Origin of the sequence: Pseudoalteromonas sp. Xi13, assembly GCF_003952205.1 — a bacterium.
Taxonomy (GTDB): domain Bacteria; phylum Pseudomonadota; class Gammaproteobacteria; order Enterobacterales; family Alteromonadaceae; genus Pseudoalteromonas; species Pseudoalteromonas atlantica.
In genome coordinates this window covers 1,577,348-1,597,591 of the sequence record NZ_CP034439.1, presented here as the reverse complement: position 1 = coordinate 1,597,591, position 20,244 = coordinate 1,577,348, and the positions used below count along the sequence as shown (strand labels likewise).

Genomic DNA, 20,244 nt, shown 5'->3' with positions numbered 1-20,244 from the left:
GTGTCCTTAATGAGAATTTTTAACGCGCATTACTGCAACAGCAGCAACAACAAACGAAGCTGCACCAATTAATAATGCGTAAATAGGCTGATTAGAAAATACGTGGCGTAAAATAAGCCCTAAAACACTGGCGGCAAGTAACTGAGGTATAACTATAAAAAAGTTAAAAATCCCCATATAAACGCCCATTTTGTTACTCGGTAGTGCGTTACTTAACATGGCATACGGGAGTGATAAAATAGACGCCCACGCAAACCCTACGCCTATCATAGGTATAAGTAACATTTTAGGGTCTTGTATAAACATAAAGCTTGCAAGGCCTAACGCGCCTAGCAATAAATTAAAAAAATGTGCGCCTTTTAAACCCAATTTTTTAACTAAAAATGGAATACACATAGCGGCAATTGCGGCAAATCCATTGTAAGCGGCAAATAAAATACCCACCCAATCTGCACCATCGTTAAATGCTTTAGAAGTTGCATCGCTACTACCATAATGAAAGCTTGTTACTGCAGCGGTGGTATAAATCCACATAGCAAATAAAGTAAACCAGCTAAAAAACTGCACCCAGGCAAGCTGCTTCATGGCCTCTGGCATAGTAAATACATCTTGTACTACTTGGTAAAAACCACCTTGGGTTTTATTCGCACTTTTAAGCGCCGCTGCAACCCACTGCACAATACCAAACGCTAATAAACCACCAGCAAGTAGGTATAATTCTTTTTCAAGGGATAAGCCCATGACTAATGCAAGAGTTGCTAAACCCAGTACCACAAAAATAATGGCACCTTTATTAAAGTTAATATCAACCACTTTGCTTGTTGTAGGTTGTGCGTTTTGCTTTTCAAAAGCCGCTAATTGCTCAGGGCTGTATTCTTTAGTACGTGCAACGGTCCAAAGCACCGCAACAAGTAACACCACCCCGCCCCAATAAAATGAGTATTTAACAGATTCAGGAATTTGCCCTGGGGCTGCGGTATTACTTACATCAAACCAGTTGGTCATCATCCATGGTAATGCTGAGGCTAGTACAGCACCAATACCAATAAAAAAGCTTTGTAAACCGTAACCTGTCGCGCGTTGTTTTTCTGGCAAGTTATCACCAACAAGTGCTCTAAACGGTTCCATAGTCACATTGATTGACGCATCCATAATCCATAACATACCTGCGGCAATCCAAAGCGTTGGTGAATGCGGCATAATAAATAGTGAAAGCGTTGTTAACACTGCGCCTATAAAAAAGAACGGACGACGACGCCCAAAACGCCCCCAGGTTTTATCACTCCAGTAACCAATAATTGGCTGTACAATTAAACCGGTAAGCGGTGCTGCGACCCATAAAATGGGAATATCATCAACTTGTGCGCCTAATGTTTGAAATATTCGGCTCACATTGCCGTTTTGCAGGGCAAAACCAAATTGTATGCCTAAAAAGCCAAAGCACATGTTCCATATTTGCCAAAAACTTAAATTTGGCTTATCGGTATTATTATTTTGATTATTCATTATTAGCCTTATTTGTTAATACTGCGCTGCTAAATGCATCAAGTGTGAGGTTAAATGTAGCGCCTTGCGGGTGAGCTTTAAGCTCGGTGGTGTGATTTTCAAGTAAATCATTTAATAGCGTATTTTCACTCATTGCACCTAATTGTGCCTTTGATAAATTAACCGTAACTGTTTGTGGCTGCTCACTAAAGTTACTTAACACATACACACTTTGCTGGCCTAAAGAGCGGGTAAAACCAACTACACGTTCACTTCCTACAAGGTTAAGTGCCGACATTTCTCCGCCTACTACAGCAGGTAAACTATTAAGTGACATAACCGCTTTGTAGTAATCACGAAGTGCTACTTGCTCTGCGGTTAAGTTAGCGCCATCAAATTTTCCGTTATTCATCCATGCTTGGTGCGCTGGGACGCCAATGTAGTCAAAAATACTGGTACGTGTCGGCGCTCCAAACCCCGCGTTTTCAGAGCCATCTTCTCCCACATCTTGAGCAAAATATAAAAGTGTTGGCGCGCGGCTAATTAAATTAGAAACAACTAAAGCAGGTTTACCCCACTGGGCATTACCCGCAAAATCTGGGCTTGCGATTCGTTGCTCGTCGTGATTTTCTAAAAAATGCAGCATATGTTGCTCTATATCGAGCACACTTTGATGCGCATCAAAAATACTATTGGCAGGTTGTTTAAGTTGCATTATCGCTTTTAAGGTATCGTAAAAGCCGACTTTATCGTAAAGGTAATCCATTTTACCTTGCTGAATATAGGCACGGTACATTAACGGGTTATATACTTCGGCCAATAAAAAGGCATCGCTTTTTTGCATTTTTATTGACGAATTTAAAAAGCTCCAAAATTCAACCGGTACCATTTCGGCCATGTCGTATCTAAAGCCATCAACGCCTTTGTCTAGCCAAAAAAGCGCAATGTCTCTAAATTTGTACCAGCTATCTGGTAGCTCTTTATCTTGCCAAAATGCATAATGAGCACGGTAATCCTTGTCTTTGTAATCGTTTGGCAGCTGAGCAAAATCGTAGCTCCCATCTGGCTTTACGCCATAATTTACTTTTACTGTTTCGTACCAATCGTTAATGTCGGGTTTTGGTGCACGGGCACCGTTACCTGTCCATTTAGCAGGTGTTTCATCAAAAAAGCCATCCGCAAGTGGGTGAGCCTTTCCACCTAACACGGTATAAGTTGTAGAAGTAGGCACTTGAAATGACTGCCCAGGCACATAATAAAAGTTGTTATTTTTATCGTACGTTTTACTGGTGTCGTCTTGTGCGCCGAAATCCTCTACGCCTTTAGGCTTTCCAAGTGATTGATAATTTCGGGCAACATGGTTAGGCACTATATCAATAATGACTTTCATACCGTGGCTATGTGTACGTTCAATAAGCTGGCTAAACTCCCCCATGCGGTTTGTTACATTAACGGCTAAATCGGGGTTAACATCGTAGTAATCTTTAATTGCGTACGGTGACCCTGCGCGGCCTTTTACTACATCGGGGTCATCTTGTGAAATGCCGTAGTCGGTATAATCGCCCACTAACGCGTGGTGTAATACACCGGTATACCAAACGTGCGTGGTACCTAGCTCTTTAATGCCTTTGAGGGCTGCATCGTTAAAGTCGGCAAATTTACCTACGCCGTTTTGCTCTTTAGTGCCCCATGGCACATTGGCTGTTTCGGTATTGCCAAACAAACGGGTAAATACTTGATATACAACCGGCTTGGTAAGCTCATTTTGCGTGTGGGCAGGTGCTTGCTGTTGTTCAGGTTTGCTATTTTCTGAACACCCTATAGCAATAAGTGCACTACACAGTACTGCGGGTACATAAACTGATTTTTTCATTGTGTGTCTTTTTTGTCAGTATTGTTATTAACTTTATACTAAAGATTACTGCAGCAACCATACAGTTGCTGCATACGTATTCAGGTCACTATTGTGGCGTATTTATAACGAGTACCGTTGCGCTCATCGCTGGTAATTCAATGGTTTTGCCAAGCTTTTGTGTTTTTTGAGTAAATAAATTAAATGCTGTTGTGCTGTTAGGCATTACCTCTTGCATATACTCAATATTTTTTTGTAGCGTTTGTGTGTTTTTATTCATAAATACCAACACTGTTTGCTCATCGCTAATACGCGCATAACTATAAACCCCTTGTTGAGGCGTAAAATGTACAAGCTTTCCTTTATCTAATGCTGAGCTGTTTTTTCTAAAGTTAAGCAGCGTACTGATGGTGTTATGCATCTCTTTTTGCTGTTTTGTTAAGCCCTCTTTGGTAAAGGCATTACGAGTTTGGCCTGCAAACCCGCCGGGGAAGTCGATTCTAATATCACCATGGTCTTTACTTGGGGTGTTATCTAATAGTACTTCCGTACCGTAATACATTTGCGCTATGCCACGTGTAGTTAAAAACAAGGTCATCGCCATTTTTGTTTTGGCTACATCTTGACCAAGCTCAGTGTAAACACGGCTCATATCGTGGTTATCGGCAAATACCATAATGTTATTTGTATCAGGGTATAAAAAGTCATTAGCTAACGATTCATATACTTTAACCCAACCCGTGTTCCAGCTTTCATCTTCATTTAGCGCTTGAATTACCGACTCTTGCAACGAAAAGTCCATCACGCTTGGTAAGCTTGATATATAGCCATCTTGGTTATGCTTGCCACGTTGCCAGTAAGAGGCAATAGCAGGGTTAGACGTCCACTCTTCTCCAACAATATTAAAGTTTGGGTACTCTTGCATTATGGCTTTTGTCCAATCACTCAAAAATGCTTTATCTGAGTAAGAGTAGGTATCAACACGTATGCCGCTTAAATCGGCGTATTCTATCCACCAAATCGCATTTTGAATTAAGTATTCACTTAACAGTGGTTGGCGCTGATTTAAATCAGGCATGGTTTCTACAAACCAACCATCGTTAAACTGGCGCTTGTCGTATTCACTGGCGTGTGGGTCTTGTATGGTTTGGCGCGCATGGCTGGTGGCATTTTTGCCTTTATTAAACTCACCATTAAAGTTAATCCAATCTTTAGTTGGCTTATCGTTAACCCAAGTATGCTCAGAGCCAAAATGGTTAAGGACCATATCCATTACCAGTCCAATACCCTGCTCTTTTGCTTTTACTGATAACGTTTTGTATAGCTGGTTTGAGCCCATTCGTGGGTCAACCTTATAAAAGTCTGTAATTGCATAACCATGATAAGAATAGTTAGGCATGTTGTTTTCAAGCACAGGCGTTAGCCATAGCTGTGTTACCCCTAAGTCGTTTAAATAGGGAAGCGCGTTTATAACGCCTTGAATATCACCACCGTGGCGCCCACCCTTTATACTCGGGTTTGCCGCTTCTAACATGCTTGGGACGGTATCGTTTTGTTTATCACCATTAGCAAAGCGATCGGGGTTAATTAAATAAAGCGTATCAGCTGATGTAAACCCTTTACGCTGAGCGCTGTTTTTATCTCGCTCAAGAAGTGGAAACTCAAAGTTATTGCTCGTTTCGCTACTATTAAACTCAAGCGTTCCGGCTTTAGCGGCGCCGGTAATGGTAATATTTAAAAATACATAATTTGGATTATCGGTACGGGTTACTTTATTTAACTTAACGCCGTTGTATTTAGCTAATTTAATTTGCTCGTTTGCAATGTTTTGCTCATGAACCATGATGGTAATCGTGTTTTTGTTCATGCCAACCCACCAATTAGCTGGCTCAACGTCAAGTGCGAAGCTAATGGTTGGTAAAGTACAGGCACTTACAAGTAAAAGTTTTTTTAAAAGTTGCATCATCAGGCCTTTTTAATTTTTGCTAAAAAATCTTTATGAGTGGGTAATTGATCTACCGTTGAGGTAATAAGCGTTTTTAGTGTTGAGAATAAATCGTTTAGTTGTTCACTACTGAGTGAGTCAACAATGCTGTTGTAATCTTCGGGGATAAGTCCTTGGCCAATAAACACCTGTTGCCAGGCAACTTCGGCAAATAATTCGTCGTTTTCGCGCACTACTTTACCGGTTTGCTTAAATAATTTGAGCTTATGGGCCAATGAGTCAGGAATGTCCATTTGCTTACATTGTCGCCAAAATGGAGAGTCTTCTCGCGCTGTTAGTGTGTAATGCAATATTATAAAATCACGAATGTGCTCTATTTCTATCACGCTTTGCTTATTAAATTCAGTAACTAAAGCATCGCTTATGCCATTGTGTGGAAACAGCTTTATTAAACGGGTTACGGCACTTTGTATTAAATGAATACTGGTAGACTCTAACGGCTCTAAAAAGCCACTGGCAAGGCCAACCGATACCACATTTTTATGCCATTGCTTTAACCGCCGCCCTGTTTTAAATTTAATAACCCGCGGCTCAGTCATTGGCTCAGCGGGTAAATTATCTATTAATAACTGCGTTGCCGCATCGTCAGTTAAATAACGACTACAATACACCAAGCCATTACCTATTCGGCTTTGCAGCGGTATTTGCCACTGCCAGCCTGCGCTGTGTGCAATTGAACGCGTATAAGGTTTTAGCTCGCTAGTACCTTGAGACTGCACCGCCACGGCACTATCACACGGTAAATAATGAGACCAATCGACAAAACCGGTGTTAAGGGTTTGCTCTATGAGTAAGGCGCGCTGGCCTGTAGCGTCTATAAAAAGGTCGCCATTTATCTGCTGTGTGTTATCAAGGATTAATGATTTTATATCCCCTGATAGAGGGCATTGTTCAACCTGCTCTATTTTGGCATCAATATGCTCAACACCGCGTGATGTTGCGAGGTTTTTTAAAAACTCAGCATATAAGGTTGCGTCAAAGTGATACGCATAACTCAAGCCAGGCAATTGTGTATTAGGTAGGGTATTTAAGGGTGCAAATTTATGCTGTTTAGCCGCTTGGTAGTTAAGAGAAAAATCCCATAAGCTTTCTTCTGCACCGCTAATATGTCCTTTTACCCAAAAATTGTAAAAATCGCAAAAGGGGAAGTCTTTCCCAAATGAGCCAAAAGCATGCATATAGCTATGAGAGGGGGTTTTCCAATTTTCGAACTCAATTCCTAATTTTATAGATGCATTTGTTGCGTTTATAAAATCTTGCTCGTTTATACCCAGTGCATTGTTAAGTTGAATAATAGGCGGAATTGTTGCTTCACCCACACCAATAGTACCAATAGTACTTGACTCGATAAGGGTTATTTTAATTACTTTACCTAACACTTTATTAAGCAAGGCGGCTGTTATCCACCCAGCCGTGCCCCCGCCTGCGATTACGACGTGTTCTATTGGTTTCATATTATTGTCCACGTTTACAGTTTAAAGCTTTGTTAAGTTTGATAAAATTTAGATAAAGTAGCTATAAAAAAGCCCTTGTAAAACAATTTACAAGGGCTCCTACACACAACCTTTATTATAGCTTGTAGCTAAAGCCTAACAAGTAAGTACGACCGTAATCTTGGTAGTCACGAACTTGTAGCGCGTTATCGCCAGAAAGCGATGTAAACGGCTCTTCTGTTAAGTTTTGAACTTGGAACTGAATTGATAACCCTTCAAGGCTTTCAACACCGGCCTCACTAAAGTCGTAGCCAGCTTGAATGTCCCAAATTGTTTCGCCTAGGATATCCACTTGCTCGGTATCAAAACCTAGCCCGTATACATCACCTTTAAAGGCACTACGTTTACGCATGCTGGTACGCAGTTGAATACCATTCATTTCGTAGTAAACCGTTAAGCTTTGAATTTTGTCAGACAGACCCGGTAGCTCGTATTCATTGCCGTTTTGATCTTCAATGTCTGATTCAATACCGGTATGGCTTGCAATTAAACCAAAGCCTTCAAGTGATGGGTGGAAAATTTTAAATGGCAATGCGAGAGATAGCTCGTAACCGTATAGATCGCCGCCACCGCCATTTACTTTACCACTACCAGTACCTTCAGAAGTAGCTGGGATTTCACCTGTTGAAGGGTCAGCAACGCCCGACATATCAATTTCGTATGTGCCGTCAAAAATCCACTGGGTTAAGTCTTTATAGAAAAACGCAGCAGAGAAGTAACCTTCATCGCTAAAGTAGTTTTCGTACGTTAAATCGTAACCAGTTGCTTCTTTAGGCTCTAGGTTAGGGTTACCACCCGATACAGACCAAAAGTTACCGTTTTCATCAGGCGTTGTGTTGTATGATGCATCAATAGATGAGTTCATCTCGTCCAAACGGGCGCGTGAGATTGTTTTAGCTGCACCAAAACGTACTGTTTGCTGCTCATCAATCGCAAGTGATAAGTTCAAACTTGGTAAAACGTGTGAATAATCGTGGCTAATATTGGTAGGTGATGCCACAACAATGCCATCTACAGTACTAAATGCATTACCTTGCGATGACTGATCAGTGTGAACGTAACGTACACCTATATTACCAGTTAACGCTAAGCCGCTTACTTCTGCATTAATATTAGCTTGTGCAAACGCAGAGGTAATTTCTTCTTTTACAGTCCACGATTTAGTTAAATGGCTCGTATTTGTTAAGCTTTCATCTAGTAAGTCGTAGTAGCCGTCATTAACAAGACCATTTACATCGTAGGCAATCATATCGCCCATGCCAATAAAGTCTAAATCAACGCTGCCCATTCGATACTGCTCTGGCACGGTAACTAAACCCGGGTTATCAAGTGAAAACCCAGATAACGTCATAAAGAAGCCCTGCGAATCTTTGGTTTTTTCGCGCTCTTTATAAGACATACCAAATTCAATTGAGCTGAAGTATTCGTTTTCTAATACTTTAGATGCCGCTAGTTTTAACGTAGATAACTCATCTTCAATTGTAGGTGCATTAATGAAACCATCTTGCGCTTGGTTTTCATACTCGGTGCCCGTTAAGCCATATTTATCATTTAAAGCAGAGCTCGCACCCCATGATAAAGGACCACCTAATTGCATTAAGCTGTAATCGCTGTAATCTAAATCGTGAGTAAACGTAGCACCTGTATTACCACCGTTAAATGTGTAACCTAGGTTATCTGCAACACCGCGAGCATCGCCTCGACCTGTTCCAGAGTAGCTCTCAAGGCTCCAAATTTTACGGTCTACTTGAGAGTAACTTGCGTCAAACTCTACTGACCACGAGTCATCAATATCGTATTTCGTGTTAAAGCCAAACGCGGTTAACTCTGCTTCACGCTCTTCGTAGTCGTTACGAACAACCACACGTTGGCCATTTGTTACCGCACTGGTAATAAAACCACTTGCGTCATCTACAGCTACGCTTGCAGGGTCAATCGAACCTTGACCCCAAGCGAATGGAATTTCGATACCACGTAAGATTTTTTCATCTGTAAAATCAACATATAACGCATCAAACGTCATATTTAATTTGTCTGTAGGCGCGGCCTCTAGTACGAGCATTGCTGAGTCACGTTCAAGGGTTGATGAACGTACAAATGGTTTTGCACCCCCTAATATAGAGTACGTTTGACCATCATCAGCAGTAAATTCAGGGTAACCCCAAGAGTTCCAACGTTTTTCTTGATTTGGAGAGCTCATGGTATTTAGTGCAAACGCAACACCTATGGTGTCATCTGCAAATTGATCAATGTATGAAATAGTACCGCGGTAACCATCGTCGTTACCGTCTGGGTTTAGTTTATCAAAGCTAGTTTGCTCGTATTGGCCGTTAACTTGAAATACACGCTCGCCTTTACTTAAAGGACGTACGGTTTGCATGTTAATAACACCGGCAATACCTTCTGCTTCAATACTTGCATTAGGTGTTTTATATACGGTAACGCCGCTCATAATTTCTGATGGGTAAAGGTCAAACTCTACGCCGCGGTTATCGCCAATAGATACTTGCTCGCGGCCATTAAATGTGGTGCCACTTTCGTTTTCACCAAAACCACGAATTGATACTCTACTTGCGCGACCATCTAGGCGCTGCGCCGTTAAACCTGGTAAGCGTGCAATAGACTCAGCAATAGACGAGTCAGGAAGTTTACCTATATCTTCAGCTGAAATTGACTCAACGACTTGAGTAGAAAAACGCTTTGTGTTGATTGATTCAACAACACTGCCACGAAAGCCTTTTACTTCGATAACCTCAACGTCATCATTTTTAACTGTATCTTCTTGTGCTGCTACAGAGGCAAAGCTTGCTAATCCTGCAGTAGCCATTGCCAACGTTAATATACTTGGTTTGAACATAGACATGATGTTTTTCCCGTTACCCATATTGTGATACTCGCTTCTTTATTTGAGTGATAGTCAAACAGGCGAGCTAATTTTGTTGTCAGCATCAATATTAACGCTCGAATTATTTTATTAACAACTTTATGCATACGTATTCAGTACTATGCAAAAGGCTAAAAGTTAACAATGAGTTCACAAATAAAACTTTAACCCACTGTTTTAAATAGTTTTATATTGGTGCAACCTAGTGATTTATTATCATTATAAAAATACATCAATTATTTAACTGAAATCCCTGTGTCATCGTTTGTAAATAGCGTTAATTAGAGGTTTTTTATAAATTTACACGCATATCTTTTGTAAAAATCATCAGATTAAATTGGTCTGACCAAAGAATGAAATCACCAAAGCTGTGCAGCCCTTTAAAAATAAGCACCAAAATAGCCAGTTGTTTTAGTTACACATAAATAAACATGATTGGTAAAAGTGCTGCAGCGGTTTTTATGGGTAACTTTCCGCTTAGCTAAAACCGCTTTTATGTAAGTAAATTAGCTGCATACGTATGCAGACTTTTTACAGAGCAGCACCCTTCACGTATGCTTTTTGAAAATTTAGTGATTGTTTCAATCAAACTAATAACAATATAAATACTGTGTGGAACGACGGAGAAAAGCATGGCCCAACAGCAGTGGTATAAAGGTGCGGTTATTTATCAGGTTTACCCGCGAAGCTTTCAAGACAGCAATAACGATGGTATTGGTGATCTTAAAGGGATAATTAATCGCATTGATTACATTAAAAGCTTAGGCGTTGACGCTATTTGGATTTCTCCTTTTTTCAAATCTCCAATGAAAGATTTTGGCTACGACATAAGTGACTATCGCGATATAGACCCCATATTTGGTGACCTAAACGACTTTGATGAGTTAATAGATCAAGCACATAAACGCGACATTAAAATTATTATTGACCAAGTGTTAAGCCATACATCAGACCAACATCAATGGTTTTTAGATAGCCGCGAAAACCAAAACAATGATAAAGCTGACTGGTACGTATGGGCAGATGCTAAAGAAGATGGCACAGCGCCTAATAACTGGTTATCTATTTTTGGTGGCGGTGCTTGGCAATGGGAGCCTCGTCGCGGTCAATACTATTTACATAACTTTTTAACCGAACAGCCTGATTTAAACTTTCATAACCCAGATGTAAGAAAAGCTGTTTTAGAAAACGTAGAGTTTTGGCTTAAAAAAGGTGTAGATGGTTTTAGATTAGACGCTATTAACTTTTGCTACCACGATGCACAATTACGTGACAATCCTGCAAAGCCTAAAGATAAACGCCAAGGCCGTGGCTTTAGTGAAGATAACCCATACGCGTTTCAGTACCATTATTATAATAACACCCAACCAGAAAACATTGAGTTTATGCAAGACATACGTGCACTACTTAATAAATACCCGGGTACTGTATCACTTGGTGAAATTTCATCGGAAGATTCATTGGCAACAATGGCAGAATATACCCAAGGCGGTGATAAGCTGCATATGGGCTATAGTTTTGAGCTACTCACTGATGATTATTCAAGTGAATACATAAGAGAAACCGTACAGACTCTAGAGCAACGCATGACTGAAGGTTGGCCGTGCTGGGCGTTTAGCAACCACGATGTAGAGCGTGTTGCGAGCCGCTGGAGCCAAAATGGTGAAATAAACCCAGCACAATGCAAAATGCTTACTGCTTTATTAGCTTCTTTGCGTGGTAGCGTATGTATGTACCAAGGTGAAGAGCTGGGGCTAGGTGAAGCCTCTGTAGCATTTGAAGACCTACAAGACCCATATGGCATTACCTTTTGGCCAAACTTTAAAGGTCGCGACGGCTGTAGAACGCCAATGCCATGGGAAGGTAACAACACACAAAACGCAGGATTTAGTGCTGCTAAACCGTGGTTACCGGTTGATAGCGCGCATACGCAGCAGGCTGTGTCTGTACAAGATAAAGATGCAAACTCTATACTTAATGCTTATCGTGAGTTTATGGCATGGCGTAAACAGCATACTGTGTTATTAGCAGGCGATATTAAGTTTATTGATACTGCTGAGCCTATCCTCGCTTTTTACAGAACGCTAAACGAGCAAACTATGTTATGTGTGTTTAACTTAGCTGATACCAATCAAACATTTGAGTTGACTAAAACAGTGACTGAGGCGCATGACTCACTATCTCATTGTAATGCTACTTTAGATGGTAATAAGCTAAACATGAATGGTTTTGACTGTTACTTTGCTTTTGTAAAATAAGAATGCCCTGACGTATGATGCTCAAAAGCCCGATTTTATCGGGCTTTTTTGTGCGCTCAAATAGTGGGGCTGCTATAGCCGGTATTAAGACGAAATACAGGCCACCAAACCACTAACCTTTCTAATGTGATTGTGTTTTACTATTTAAATAATCAGTGAGCGCAAATAACACGCCAGAGCTTACGAAGGTGACATGGATAATCACTTTCCAAAATAGCTCATCATTTGAATGAATATTAGAATTAATAAATACCTTTAAAAGCTCAACTGCAGATATGGCAACAATTGCGCTAATAAGCTTCATTTTTAAGCCAGAGAAACCTACTTTTCCCATCCATGACGGCCTATCTTCGTGGCCCTCAATATTAAGCTTTGAAACAAAGTTCTCATAACCACTAAAAATAATAATAAGTAATAAACCAGCCAGTAAAGCGGTATCAACGAGGGTAAGTATACCCACTAATAACTCTTGGTTTGTTGCACTAAAAGTGGCAATACCCATTAAATAAAGTTGCTTAAAAAACTTTATTAATAGCAATATTACAGCAAATAGTAGGCCTACAAAAAACGGGGCTAATAACCAGCGCCCTTTAAATATAAACGACTCTAAGCCCTGCTCTACTTTGTGTATTTTACGAGGCGTACTGGTTGGTTTTGCTTGGTGTTCTGACATTAACTTATCTTTTTATAAAAAAGCGACCTTAGCTTATAATTTATTACAACACAATTACTTATATTATTATTTAAGCGTAATTTACTCATCTTGACGATAAAAATTTTTCGTTATCTTTTATTTTAATTTCGATTAAAAATCACTACACCAACAGAGTTGTTCTGCATTGGGCACTATTTAAATACAGCTTTAAAATGTATTTAAATCGTTAAACCATTTATTTAGGAATCAACAAATGAATAAAGCATTGCTAGCATTAATAGTTGCACCACTTTTTGCTGTATCTGCAACGGTTGCAATCGCAGACGATGCACCAGTAGCTTCTGCACAAACAATTAAAGAATACACAGATATGTGTGTAAATTGGGCTAAAGATGATGATGTAAGTAACGACGATCTATTTGGCTATGTTCTTCAATGCGTTAATGATGAATTAGAGTCTGAAGGCTACAAAAAAGTATCTACTGTACAAATCTAAACAATAAAAAATATGCGGCTAATAAAGCCATTGCGACGCATATAATCATAAAAAAACCGGAATGACACAGGCTGTGTATTCCGGCTTTTATTTGTCTTAGGCTAAATAAATTTTAACGTTTATTCAGCTTCTTTTTTTGCTTTAGGTTTAGCTGGCGATTTTTTTGCAGCCGCTTTCTTTTTAGGTGCTGCTTTTTTCTTCGCTTCTTCTACCCATTTACCCGCTTCATAGTGAGCAGTCCAGCCTGTGGCTTTTCCGTCAACTTCAGTCATTACGTATTGCGCTTTATTTTTACGGCTATAACGTACTACGGCTAAATTACCATCAGGATCTTTTTCTGGCGCATCAGCTAAGTAATAAAACTTAGGTGAAATACGCTCTCTAAAACGCTTTAGCTCAGCCACTTTAGGCGCTCGCGTCTCGCGTGATTTAGGGAAAGTGTTAGCCGCCAAGAAAATACCTGCAGCCCCGTCACGTAAAACAAAATAAGCTTCTGACTTTTCACATTCAAGTTCAGGTATGTGCACAGGATCTTCTTTTGGTGGCGCAGCTTCGCCGTTTTTAAGTAACTTACGCGTATTTTTACACTCTTCGTTGTTACAGCCAAAATACTTACCAAAACGGCCCGACTTAAGCTCCATGTCTGAGCCACATTTATCACATTCGATAATAGGCCCATCGTATCCTTTAATTTTAAAGGTACCTTGCTCAACGATATACCCTTCACATGCAGGGTTATTACCACAAACATGTAATTTACGGGTTTCGTCTATTAGGTAAGAGTCCATAGCCGTTTCACAGATTGGACAGCGCTTCATTTGCATTAATGTTTCAGTTTCAATGTCTTCAACATCTGCCGCAACCGCTTCATCCCCTGATACTAGGTTCATAGTGGTTGTACAACGCTCTTTAGGCGGTAAGTTATAACCTGTACACCCTAAAAACACCCCTGTAGATGCCGTGCGAATACCCATTTTTCTGCCACACGTAGGGCAGTCAATATCAGTTTCAACCATTTGATTAAGGCGCATTCCGCCTTGCTCTGGCTCATCTTTGGCTATGTTTAATTGCGTAGAAAAATCAGCATAAAACTTATCAAGCACTTGGGTCCATACACGCTCGCCTTCGGCGATATCATCTAAACGACCTTCCATTTTTGCTGTAAAGTCAAAGTTCATTAAATCAGTGAAGTTTTCAACCAAACGGTCGGTAACAATTTCGCCCATTTTTTCAGCGAAGAAACGACGGTTTTCTACCCGTACATAACCACGGTCTTGAATTGTTGAAATAATTGATGCGTACGTAGATGGACGACCAATACCACGTTTTTCAAGCTCTTTTACTAAACTTGCTTCACTAAAGCGCGCTGGCGGTTTAGTAAAGTGCTGCTTAGGGTCAAGTTCAATTAAACTAAGTACTTCGCCTTCTTTTACTGCTGGCAGAGATTGATCTTCTTCATTCTTTTTGCGTACCGCAGGTTGCACTTTTGTCCAACCATCAAAGCGAAGTACTCGCCCTTTTGCTTTTAATTGAAACTCATCAGCGGTCACAGTAAGCGTTGTTAAATCGTACTCTGCAGGCACCATTTGACAGGCAACAAACTGACGCCAAATTAATTCGTACAGTTTTTTGGCATCGGCATCAACACCTTCAACATGTCCAGAAAGTACAGTGACACTTGAAGGACGGATCGCTTCGTGCGCTTCTTGTGCGTTGCCTTTAGAGCTGTAGCTAATTGGGTCTTTAGGTAAGTACTTTGCGCCAAACTCTTGGGTTACATAATCACGACACATTTCAACTGCATCTTTTGATAGATTAGTTGAATCGGTACGCATATAAGTAATGTAACCGCCTTCGTAGAGGCGCTGTGCAAGCATCATTGTTTTTTTAACGCCATAGCCTAAACGTGTACTGGCGGCTTGTTGCATGGTTGAAGTAATAAAAGGCGCACTTGGGCGGCTTTTGCTGGGTTTTTCTTCAACACTTATTACTTTATATTCGGCTGTCTCAAGGCTTTTAACTGCGGCTGTAGCCTGAGCCTCATTTACCGGCTTAAATGGCTTATCTGCTTGCTTGGTGACTTCTAAGCGTAATTGTGAATCGGTATTTTTAACATCGGCGTGTATATCCCAAAATTCTTCAGGAATAAACGCTTTGATTTCACGTTCGCGCTCTACTAATAAACGTACCGCAACCGATTGCACACGCCCAGCAGAAAGCCCACGCGCTACTTTAGCCCATAATAACGGCGATACCATAAAGCCAACTACACGGTCTAAAAAGCGGCGTGTTTGTTGTGCATATACCATGTCGGTATTTAGTTCACCAGGTGTTTCAAACGCTTGTTGAATCGCATTTTTTGTAATTTCGTTAAATACAACGCGTTTATATTTTTCAGGCTCACCACCAATAATTTCTTGAAGGTGCCAAGCAATTGCTTCCCCTTCTCTATCCAAATCCGTTGCGAGATAAACTTGGTCTGCATTTTCGGCCAGCTTTTTTAACTCTTGAACTACTTTCTCTTTACCTGGCAAAATTTCGTAATGTGGCTCCCACCCTTTTTCAGGATCAATACCCATACGTGCAACTAAGTTAGTGTAATCTCGTTGCTGTTTATACGCTGCCTTTTCTTCAGGCTCCATTTTACGAACTTCAGCTGGCGTTTTAGTCGCCGGTACTTTAGCTTTGTTCGAACCTGAAGTAGGTAAATCACGCACATGTCCAATACTGGACTTTACGATGAAGTCTTTACCTAAGTATTTATTAATTGTTTTAGCCTTAGCAGGTGACTCTACAATTACTAGCGATTTGCCCATAGTTGCCTATTTCTAACCAAATATTTAAATGTGTTTTGCCGACATAAACGGCGCGAATATTTATAGGTATATCTACAAACACCTATTGTTACAAGCTTTTAATACAAACTTTTCAGTATTTACTGAATAAACAAACAATTTTTGTTGTTAAATTATACAAACCGGTGTTTTTAAAATAATTGCTGTGGAATATATAGAACACAAATAAAAAAGCCAACCTTAAGGTTGGCATTTTTTACATTCTACCGATTATAAATCGTCGGTTACGCTAACAGAAAGCGTACTTTCTAACCCTGAAGGCGCTTCGGCAGTAACGGTTAAAATACCACTAAACTGCTCATTTCCTCCATCTAAGTCTTCACGCGTAATACCAAACGATAAACCAACAGGCACAATACTTGTTGTATTAGGGTAAGTGTAATTATCACTACCTGTTAAAATACCGTTGTCTGTGTCAATAGAGATGGTTGTTTCAGCAGGCATTGGGTTGTTATATATATCTGCTATAAATACCGTAAGCCCTAGGCTAGCAGTGCCTGATGCAGTTTGTGTTAAATCTATTGCATCAACCTGACACATTATTGCGCTAGTGGGGTCGTTTTGCACACGGCGAACAAGTGGACTTGCAGGGTCGCTGTTTACACGTACCTCTGAAGCGGTTGCACCCGCGATAGCAGAACAATCATCCGCGTATGTAACTAGCCTAAAGTATGCAGTATCACCCGACATAACGATTTCTTGGTTTTGAAATACATTAACCATTTGACGACTACAAATACCTGCAGCTTCGTCTTCTTCACGACACAGTAAGCCGTTGTATAGGCCGTTTTCTGTGGTCCATGTACCATTGCCATCAAAATCGACAAATTCTTCAAACTCATCACCGGTTGAGTTATCGCGTGAACAGGGGTCGGTTCCATCATTACAGTCTTTACCGCCATAGGTGCCATCTTCATTGTTATCGATAAAGGCTTCTGGAATATCAAATAAATCATCAAAAAAGTCTTCACTGTCAAAGTAGCCGTTGCCATTTAAATCAGAAAACGTTTCTTCACCAATTGCATAAGCATGTACAGTGGCACGTCCACCTAACGGTAAATCCACCGTTAAGTCATTATTTAAAATTCCTAATGGGCATGGTAAGCCACCATCACACTTTTGCGTAATGGTATTTTCATACATAGAGTCAGTAAACGGGCGTGGGTTACTACTGGTCCACGTTACGCTACACGTACCATTGGTTGTTGTACAACTTGGCTCTATTACGCCCCCTTCTGTGATAAAGCTAACAGCTGTTCCATCTGGCACAGGGTTGTTAAAGTGATCAGCTAGGCGAGCATTAACCGATACGGTATTACCATCAACATTTAACGCATGAGGGTTAAATATAGAACGCGATAGCGAAAAGCTATTTTGATCAGCAATACCTGTACTAATTACAAGAATATCTGAAGGGGCGGTTACAATAACCGTATCGCCATCTACGTCTTCTTCGCTAGATGCGATAACACGCACAGGCGTAGCAATTGAGCCCGATTGAACTGAGGTAGTCACTTCACCGCTGGCATTAGTAATTGCACTGGCTGTGCCTAACGTTATACCACCGACTGCCGTTGACAGCTCAAAGTTAACCGTTCTTGAAGCTAAATCATTGCCATTTGAATCCACAAGTTTAAATGTTACTTCAGAGATTTCAGTTCTGTCAGCACCACCCGTACCTTTTAATGCAATTACTGGCTCAGTCACTTCTACAAATTGTAAAAAGCCAATATTGGCAGGTGATACATTTATAGTAGTACTAGCAGAAACCGTATCGCCACCGGTGATCACGGTAGCCGTAATTATATCCCCACCCACACAAGTAAGCGGACGGTATGTAGAGCGTGCAAAGCCGCCAATACTGGTTACTGTTTCATCTATAAGTGCTTGGCCAGAGCCAACACAACCAGATGAAAATTCAACAGTAAGTGGTGTGGTATATAGCTCACCGTCTTTTGAGATTTCAATTGAGATAAGTGCTGTTGCACCTGCAGCTAATAGCTCATCGTCTGCAACCGAGCTGCTAATAGCAATTTCAACATCTACAGCAGCAATTTGAAATGCCTTCGTTAAATCGCTATCGAGCACTGACACAGTAATTTCACCGGCGCCTACATCTTGACCTGGAACAATTGTTAGTAGCGCAACGCCATTTGAATCTGTTATAGCAGTACCTGTTGAAGGAGTAACAGATCCTATCGTTGTAGTTGCAGTAACTAATCTTTGTGCAAGTGGAGTTGTTGAGTTTTCGTTCGTCACCTCAATGTATAAAATACCTGTTGAGTCACCCGAAATACTAGTTACCTCATCACACAATGATGAGTTTCGTGAAGTTGAAAAATCAGATGGACAATTTTGTAAAATTTTAAAGTCTATATCTGCAGAGCTCTGATTTGGGTCAATCGCGTCACCACGTGTATAAAACCCTATTGTCGCTTGAGCAGCTTCATATACAGCAGTAACCGTACCGGCACCTTCCACTGTTCCAGGAGCAAGATTTAATGTTGCTAAGCCATTTTCATCTGTTAAGGCGGTACCAGCACTTGGCAATAAGTTACCTAATGTTGAGCTGAAACTCACAACAGCTCCTACTACAGCTTCATTGTTTGAGTCTAAAACCGTGGCTTGAACTAAAGCGTTGTCATTTGCACTAACTTCGCTTGTTTGAGTTAACGTTGTTGAGGAAATCAAACTTAAATTAAGAGTGTAAGTGTCATCATCACCTTGTTCAGGAGCATCACCAGCTGTTGTAAAAGTAAAAAATTCAGAAGTAAAAGAATTACTATCTTCATCATTGTAAGTAGCGGAGATTGAACTAGCTCCGGCTTCAGTACCGGCTAATAAATCAATTTTTGCTATACCTTCCTCATTGGTCATTGCAGTACCATTTGAAGGGTTAATAACGCCCAAACCAGATAAGTTAAACTCTATTAATTTATAAGCCCCTGGCTCACCATCAAGTAATAGTTGCGCTTGTGCTACAGCAGGATTTTGAAAATCAACACTTCTAGTTTCTATATTATCACTCGATAGTAAACTAACTGTAATTTCTGCTTGTTCAATAATAATAGATTCAAAATCAAATGCTTCTGAGCTGATTGTTTCACCATCGATTGTATATGAAACTATAACTTCTGATGCACCAGCTGTATCGCCAGCTAGTAATTCAATAGTAGCCACCCCTTCATCATTTGTTAAAACGCTTCCAGAGCTTGGGTTAAGAATACCTATATCGCTAGCTAATGAGAAATTAACACTTTGCGAGATTACAGCCACACCTTCGTTAAGCAATGTAGCTCTTAACTCTAAAGGTACCAAAGAAGTTGTAGAATTTGATTGAGTGTCGGTACCTTGAGTGTAACCTTGAAGGGTTAAACTATAATCAGATTGATTGTCTTCATCGCCCTGTGATTGAAATGCAAACGTTGCACTGTAGACAACATCGTTCTGTGTATATATAGCTGTTACTTCACCAGCACCTACTGTAGTACCCGCGCTTAGCTCTACAGTCGCTTGGCCATTTGCTTGAGTTAAAGCTGATGATTGAGTCAATGAACCGACTTCATCTGCAAGTGTAAATGTTATGCGCTCACCAGAAATAGGGGTTTCATCAGAATCTAGTAGTGTGGCAGTTATATTTAACGGCGAATCGCTTGATACAATATTAGATTCACTACCGTCTGTTTGAGAATACCCTGCTACACTTACTGAGAAAGGATTTTCAACATCACTGTCTGAATCCCCTGTTGAACTGTAGCTGAAGCTATCTGTATATGAGGTACTATCGATAGTAAAAGTTGCAGTAACTTCTCCAGCTCCATCAACTGTACCAGCCATCAGTTCAACAATAGCTATGCCATCACTGTTTGTAAGTGCGGAAGCTTGATTTAAAGCTCCAACATCATCTGCTAGGGTAAAAGTAATACGCTCACCTGATACTGCACCGCCATCTTCATCTTCTAAAGTAGCTCTAAGCTCTAAAGGAGCAGCCGCTGTGACCGTGTTTGACTCAGTGTCACTAGATTGTAAGTAACCTTTTAAAGTTACCGTGTAAGTGGATGTTTCTGTAGTAGAATCGTCATCATCTCCGATGGTGCCGTCTTTTTCGATTGTTCCACCACCACCACAAGCGCAAAGCAAAATGCTAAATAGTGTAATGCTGAGTAGTCGCGTTAAAGGCATGGACCTCTCCCTAGCGTTGTTATTATTTACTAATAGTTGTTTACCTAATATTAACCTATAACTTAGTCTAATATCACAG

The 20,244-nt window shown here is 40.5% G+C and carries 10 protein-coding genes; 2 read left to right on the top strand and 8 right to left on the bottom strand.

Annotated elements, in window-relative coordinates:
• Nucleotides 1-6: 6 nt before the first annotated feature.
• From EJ103_RS07215 to EJ103_RS07195, 5 genes are all read right to left on the bottom strand, one after another.
• Complete coding sequence (locus EJ103_RS07215; protein WP_126006773.1) at nucleotides 7-1,506, bottom strand: MFS transporter; 1,500 nt, start codon at nucleotides 1,504-1,506, stop codon at nucleotides 7-9.
• Nucleotides 1,499-3,358: an alpha-amylase family glycosyl hydrolase gene (locus tag EJ103_RS07210; RefSeq protein ID WP_126006771.1), complete on the bottom strand. Its 1,860-nt coding sequence runs from the start codon at nucleotides 3,356-3,358 to the stop codon at nucleotides 1,499-1,501. The genes EJ103_RS07215 and EJ103_RS07210 overlap by 8 nt, the downstream gene beginning before the upstream one ends.
• 88 nt (nucleotides 3,359-3,446) lie before the next feature.
• A complete protein-coding gene (locus EJ103_RS07205) occupies nucleotides 3,447-5,303 on the bottom strand; it encodes a glycoside hydrolase family 13 protein (RefSeq protein ID WP_126006769.1) in 1,857 nt (618 codons plus the stop codon).
• A complete protein-coding gene (locus EJ103_RS07200) occupies nucleotides 5,303-6,796 on the bottom strand; it encodes a tryptophan halogenase family protein (protein ID WP_126006767.1) in 1,494 nt (497 codons plus the stop codon). Before EJ103_RS07200 ends, EJ103_RS07205 begins: the two co-directional genes overlap by 1 nt.
• A gap of 115 nt (nucleotides 6,797-6,911) precedes the next feature.
• Nucleotides 6,912-9,698, bottom strand: a complete 2,787-nt coding sequence (locus EJ103_RS07195) for a TonB-dependent receptor (protein ID WP_004587796.1) — start codon at nucleotides 9,696-9,698, stop codon at nucleotides 6,912-6,914.
• 653 nt (nucleotides 9,699-10,351) lie between these two features.
• Here EJ103_RS07195 and EJ103_RS07190 point away from each other — a divergent pair.
• On the top strand, nucleotides 10,352-11,977 hold the full coding sequence (locus EJ103_RS07190) for an alpha-glucosidase family protein (protein ID WP_096739693.1): 1,626 nt from the start codon (nucleotides 10,352-10,354) through the stop codon (nucleotides 11,975-11,977).
• A 121-nt stretch (nucleotides 11,978-12,098) separates the two neighbouring features.
• On the opposite strand, the gene EJ103_RS07185 is transcribed toward EJ103_RS07190, so the two are convergent.
• Nucleotides 12,099-12,650: a TIGR00645 family protein gene (locus tag EJ103_RS07185; protein ID WP_126006765.1), complete on the bottom strand. Its 552-nt coding sequence runs from the start codon at nucleotides 12,648-12,650 to the stop codon at nucleotides 12,099-12,101.
• A gap of 235 nt (nucleotides 12,651-12,885) precedes the next feature.
• Here EJ103_RS07185 and EJ103_RS07180 point away from each other — a divergent pair, with 235 nt between their 5' ends.
• Nucleotides 12,886-13,128, top strand: coding sequence for a hypothetical protein (locus EJ103_RS07180; protein ID WP_004587793.1), 243 nt, complete (start codon nucleotides 12,886-12,888; stop codon nucleotides 13,126-13,128).
• Nucleotides 13,129-13,247: 119 nt separating this feature from the next.
• On the opposite strand, the gene topA is transcribed toward EJ103_RS07180, so the two are convergent.
• Both topA and EJ103_RS07170 read right to left on the bottom strand, forming a co-directional pair.
• Nucleotides 13,248-15,944 carry a type I DNA topoisomerase gene (gene topA, locus EJ103_RS07175; RefSeq protein ID WP_126006763.1) on the bottom strand — a complete coding sequence of 899 codons (2,697 nt, stop codon included), beginning with the start codon at nucleotides 15,942-15,944 and terminating at the stop codon, nucleotides 13,248-13,250.
• Nucleotides 15,945-16,193: 249 nt separating this feature from the next.
• Entirely contained in the window at nucleotides 16,194-20,165 is a 3,972-nt protein-coding gene (locus EJ103_RS07170) for an Ig-like domain-containing protein (RefSeq protein ID WP_126006761.1), read from the bottom strand.
• Nucleotides 20,166-20,244 lie beyond the last annotated feature (79 nt).

What these genes read in the sequence shown, in the direction of transcription:
- EJ103_RS07200 (WP_126006767.1), bottom strand. Translation starts at nt 6,796, where the DNA reads ATGAAACCAATAGAACACGTCGTAATCGCAGGCGGGGGCACGGCTGGG.
- EJ103_RS07185 (WP_126006765.1), bottom strand. Translation starts at nt 12,650, where the DNA reads ATGTCAGAACACCAAGCAAAACCAACCAGTACGCCTCGTAAAATACAC.
- EJ103_RS07210 (WP_126006771.1), bottom strand. Translation starts at nt 3,358, where the DNA reads ATGAAAAAATCAGTTTATGTACCCGCAGTACTGTGTAGTGCACTTATT.
- topA (WP_126006763.1), bottom strand. Translation starts at nt 15,944, where the DNA reads ATGGGCAAATCGCTAGTAATTGTAGAGTCACCTGCTAAGGCTAAAACA.
- EJ103_RS07215 (WP_126006773.1), bottom strand. Translation starts at nt 1,506, where the DNA reads ATGAATAATCAAAATAATAATACCGATAAGCCAAATTTAAGTTTTTGG.
- EJ103_RS07190 (WP_096739693.1), top strand. Translation starts at nt 10,352, where the DNA reads ATGGCCCAACAGCAGTGGTATAAAGGTGCGGTTATTTATCAGGTTTAC.
- EJ103_RS07205 (WP_126006769.1), bottom strand. Translation starts at nt 5,303, where the DNA reads ATGATGCAACTTTTAAAAAAACTTTTACTTGTAAGTGCCTGTACTTTA.
- EJ103_RS07195 (WP_004587796.1), bottom strand. Translation starts at nt 9,698, where the DNA reads ATGTCTATGTTCAAACCAAGTATATTAACGTTGGCAATGGCTACTGCA.
- EJ103_RS07170 (WP_126006761.1), bottom strand. Translation starts at nt 20,165, where the DNA reads ATGCCTTTAACGCGACTACTCAGCATTACACTATTTAGCATTTTGCTT.
- EJ103_RS07180 (WP_004587793.1), top strand. Translation starts at nt 12,886, where the DNA reads ATGAATAAAGCATTGCTAGCATTAATAGTTGCACCACTTTTTGCTGTA.